The following is a 4,318-nucleotide window of genomic DNA, read 5'->3' on the forward strand; positions in this document are numbered from 1 at the left end:
TACTTTTTCACTAGGGATCTCTATCGAAATTTGATGCAACAGTTAAAGGCGTTGGGTCTGCATTAGCACGTTGATATAGCCTAACCGTTCATTGGACTTGAATTTTTTTCGCTGCGCTACAGAAAATCAAGTCAATGCAGACGTTAGGTTGCCATTCAAGGTGGCACGTGAACGAAAATCGCCTACCTCCGCCACTTACCAGTACCAGATTGCTTCGAGGCGTTAAGGAGCTCATTACACGGGACCGAGATCTCGCAAGGGTTGTGCAGCGTTTTGGGCCACCACCACTCTGGGCGCGTCGCCCAGGCTTCGCGGCGTTAGTCCGCATCATACTGGAGCAACAAGTATCACTCGCATCCGCCCGTGCAGCCTACTCTCGACTCAAAGCTGCGGCCGGCCGAGTCACGCCTCACCGTATCGCAAAAATCAGCGACGCCCAGCTCCGCAGATACGGTCTCACACGCCAGAAGGCATCCTATTGTAAGAACCTTGCCAACTGCATTGTTGATCGCAACCTTACGCTCAGTCATCTCTTGCAACTTGATGACCATGCGGGGCGCTCGAGGCTGCTTCAAGTCCCCGGCATCGGGCCGTGGACTGCAGACATCTACCTACTGATGGTTCTCCGTCGCCCTGATGTCTGGCCGTGCGGCGATCTTGCGCTGGCCAAGGCGGTACAGCAAGTCAAACGGCTCCACAGCTGCCCGACCCAAGAGGAGCTTCAACGTATTGCCAGAGCGTGGGCACCTTGGCGAGCAGTGGCAGCACGCATCCTTTGGCATTTCTACCTGTCAAATAAGTGATAGGAGTCATTGCGGTGCCAAGTGACGTTTGATTCAAGCTACGCGTGGGAGTAAGCTCAAATCAGAAACAGTTGATGACTACAGTGAGTCGATAGCGGGTTCGTTGACGGAGGATCACCGATGTCGGACAAAGTGATGGTGGACGAAGAGGCGTTGCGCGAACAGGTCCGGGTGAAGTACAGGGAAGTCGCCGCACACCCATACCAAACCTATCACTTTCATACAGGCCGCCCCCTGGCAGCACGTCTGGGTTACGACACGGCTGTCGTGGATGCTCTCCCCGATGTGGCCGTTGAGTCCTTCGCCGGCGTCGCAAACCCCTTCTCGCTTCAGCCTCTCGCGCGCGGCGAACGGGTCGTCGACGTGGGATCAGGCGGAGGCTTTGACAGTTTCATAGCCGTTTCCCAGATCGGCTCCGAGGGCAAGTTGGTTGGCATCGATATGACCGAGGAGATGCTCGAAAAGTCACGCTCAACGGCAAAGCTCCTGGGTCACAAGAATGTCGAATTCCAAGAGGGACTCGCAGAGAATCTACCCATCGAGAACAATTGGGCGAATGTAGTCATCAGCAACGGCGTCATTAATCTGTGCGCTGACAAGCGCAAGGTGTTCGCGGAGATTCTCCGGGCGCTGCGGCCTGGCGGACGGCTGCAATTCGCCGATATCGCTAATTCAAAGCCTGTGCCCGAGTCGGCTATCCGTAACATCGATCTGTGGACCGCTTGAATCGCCGGCGGCCTGCCGTGTGCAGGCTGGCAGAGAATGCTCGAGGAGTCCGGTTTTGTCGACATCAAGATTGGACCCCCCTGCGACACCTTCGGCGGCGCAGGCGGTGAGAAGAAAGCGCGGATGTTCGAGGTATACGGGTATCCGTTCATTGCCCGTAAGCCCAGCTGAGATTCGCAAGAGCGCTCCTGGACCTCGCATCTAGCGGAGCCTGGGTCTTTTATCGATTTAAAGTGCGATCTAAAGGGCCTATTCTGCCTATAAATCATCCGATCCATCCATCATTGTCTGTCTGAATACCCCCCTCATCTCGCCGATTTTTGACTCCTTTTGTAGCTTTAAATACTATTGCCTATCCCTTTGAAATGAGAGTACAATTCTTATCAATAGGACAGTTCACGATTCAGGCTACACCATGTTTAACAAACCATAATACCGCGAGGAATTTTGTCCAAAACAAAAATTATTTTTTGCCTTACTATTGCTACGTTATTTGCATACGCATTCGCAGCCGAGCCTGATCAGAAAAAGTTTGTCAGCGATTATGTTGCTGCCGTAAATGGGAAGGACGTTGACGGATTGAATCACTTAGTTCATCCAAAGTACCTCGCGTGTATCAATAACGAAAACCAAGATTATTTTGATGATTATTTCTCAAGAGAAATAAGAGAATCCATTCCCAACAGTTACAAGATCACCAATATCACGCCGATTGGCAACGCTGAGCCATTATTAATGGCCGAAGCCTTTTCTTATCCTGTCAGGCCCACCCATTGGATCCAGATCGATTTTGCGACAGGGGCATACGACTCCAAGAGTATTCTCCGACAGATCGTCAAGGTCGAAGACGCATGGTTTATGGCGGTCCCTTGCCCAACACCGGACACCGTAAAGCGGTTTCGCCTGGCCAAGATTGCAAAAGAAAAACAAAAAGAACGCGCCAAGGTCCTTTTCGAGAAATTGAATGATCCGATACTTTCAGAGCTTAAAAAGTTACTCGAGGAGGGTAAGAAGGTACAAGCGTTGAAAAGATACAGCTCGGTCACGGGAGAATCTCTATCTATGGCGAAGGAGGTTCTTGCGCTGTTAAAGGAAACGTTGACAAAAATAAGGGGGGCCGAATTTTCACCTCAGGCACGCACACCAGAATGGGCACTCGCGGATATCGGCAAACCTTATGGGGGGTTAGAAGATCTAAAGAAAGATCACCAGGCTAAAGGATACGTCTTTATAGGGAGGTTCGGAAATTCATGGCCGGCGGAGATAGTGGAAGTAACCATTCAAATGGATGAGATATCATTTGAACTCAACGATGGTCAGAAACACAATTATAAGGGATTTGACGGATATGAAATCGTGTTGTTACGATTGCGCGCCAACAACAAAGAAAACGTGGTTATCTTCAGATCAATAAAAAAGAAATAATACGCCTTGTCATGTTGAAGTCGCAAAGACTAATCATTTACGCTTCAGAGCGACCCTTTGGCAGGTTCACACCGGCTTAGTTTAACCTTGTAGGGCTGCGAGTTTATGACGAGCAAAGATCGACATTACCTTTTTGCCATTATCAACGTCTTGCTGGTGTTTGGGGGTCTTCTAGTCTTCGGTGTAATTCTTTCCCGGGACCTTCCACCTCCAGGTCTTGGCCCCGAAGACCACTACGCCTTGATCCAGAAGATGACGGATATCAACAAGCTTAAGGATATGATGATCCGGGATAACGTCTATATTCGATCCCTTGAGAGCTTTGTTTCCACCTCGCGTTTTATCCTGCTATTTAGCAGTGTGGTGGGTGCTGCGTTTGGCCTGATAAATTTGGTGTTGATGCCCTGGAGAAGTATATGGTCAGGCTTGCATAGGTGAATGGAGCATTCAATCGGCTAACTGAGAAAGACAAGGGATTTGATCACCACGGGAACGGCGCCCGAGGATTGAATCAGGGCACCGATATCAATGTAATCAAACTCACGGAGATCGATCCCATCGATTGAGATGACTGGGTTCAAAAGCTGCATCTCCTCTTTGAGGTGGAGACCGAGCACTCCCCCGATGTCGCCATCACTCACCAGCACGAGGGGGTGCCCCTTGGCTAGAATTTTCTCCAGTGCTTCTTTCAGTCCGGAGCAAAATCCCTGCAGGCGTGCAAAGGTCGCTGAGCCTTCCCAGTGAAAGGCCACGGCAACGGGCTGGCTGGATTGGAGGAGATCCATTCGGTTCAATGCACGCTCAGCGGCAATTCTGATCTCCCCTTCACGAATCTCCTCACCCTCCAGGGAAAACTCAGGCGTCACAACCGGCAGGCTCCGCACTGGCAATATATCGGGTGGGTTAACAAAGATGGTGCTGCCACTCACCTGTACGGTGTATTGTGATGCGCCTATGGCCGTTGCGCGAATTCGGGCGGCCGGTTCGATGATCGGAATCCCCAACTGCTCAACTTGCTTTCTGACCTCCGCTGCAAGTAACGACCCGAGATCGCCATAGGACCCGCGCTCCTGACCGTAGATGAATTCAGAGACACCGCCGGAAAAACTGATGGACTCGAACCGGCCCTGAAAGGACAAGGGAGGAAGACGAAGGAGCGTCTGTGTCTCGGGAGATAGAGAGCCCGGGGTCATGACATCGATGAGCCTATCGGCCATGTTCGAGGCCATGGTACGTAATCCTTCCTCGGCTACCCTCTGGCCAAGAGTCAGTTCCAACCCAGCGGATGCCCCGTGTATCCTGCCGGCCTCCTCGATGCGAGTCAAATTTTTATTTTCGTCGAAGGCCACAAGACGCGCGCCAAC

6 protein-coding genes are annotated in these 4,318 nt (G+C 51.5%); 5 read left to right on the top strand and 1 reads right to left on the bottom strand.

The window, feature by feature from the left end; genetic code table 11:
• The first annotated feature begins 167 nt into the window (after positions 1 to 167).
• The 5 genes from O6944_06870 (at position 168) to O6944_06890 (ending at position 3,392) form a co-directional block, all read left to right on the top strand.
• Positions 168 to 803, top strand: coding sequence for a DNA-3-methyladenine glycosylase 2 family protein (locus O6944_06870; protein ID MCZ6718854.1), 636 nt, complete (start codon positions 168 to 170; stop codon positions 801 to 803).
• A gap of 120 nt (positions 804 to 923) precedes the next feature.
• Entirely contained in the window at positions 924 to 1,529 is a 606-nt protein-coding gene (locus O6944_06875) for a methyltransferase domain-containing protein (GenBank protein MCZ6718855.1), read from the top strand.
• Positions 1,530 to 1,565: 36 nt separating this feature from the next.
• A complete protein-coding gene (locus O6944_06880; protein ID MCZ6718856.1) occupies positions 1,566 to 1,700 on the top strand; it encodes a hypothetical protein in 135 nt (44 codons plus the stop codon).
• Positions 1,701 to 1,976: 276 nt separating this feature from the next.
• Complete coding sequence (locus O6944_06885; GenBank protein ID MCZ6718857.1) at positions 1,977 to 2,954, top strand: hypothetical protein; 978 nt, start codon at positions 1,977 to 1,979, stop codon at positions 2,952 to 2,954.
• A 105-nt stretch (positions 2,955 to 3,059) separates the two neighbouring features.
• Positions 3,060 to 3,392: a hypothetical protein gene (locus tag O6944_06890; protein ID MCZ6718858.1), complete on the top strand. Its 333-nt coding sequence runs from the start codon at positions 3,060 to 3,062 to the stop codon at positions 3,390 to 3,392.
• A 17-nt stretch (positions 3,393 to 3,409) separates the two neighbouring features.
• Here O6944_06890 and O6944_06895 read toward each other — a convergent pair.
• Positions 3,410 to 4,318: ethanolamine ammonia-lyase reactivating factor EutA (locus O6944_06895; GenBank protein ID MCZ6718859.1), on the bottom strand; the 909-nt coding region annotated here is incomplete at its 5' end.

The sequence above is a fragment of the Gammaproteobacteria bacterium genome, assembly GCA_027296625.1.
Lineage (GTDB): Bacteria > Pseudomonadota > Gammaproteobacteria > JAKEHO01 > JAKEHO01 > JAKEHO01.

Bases quoted from the DNA above. Each gene is read 5' to 3' on its own strand.
- O6944_06875 (MCZ6718855.1), top strand. From the start codon at position 924: ATGTCGGACAAAGTGATGGTGGACGAAGAGGCGTTGCGCGAACAGGTC.
- O6944_06890 (MCZ6718858.1), top strand. From the start codon at position 3,060: ATGACGAGCAAAGATCGACATTACCTTTTTGCCATTATCAACGTCTTG.
- O6944_06880 (MCZ6718856.1), top strand. From the start codon at position 1,566: ATGCTCGAGGAGTCCGGTTTTGTCGACATCAAGATTGGACCCCCCTGC.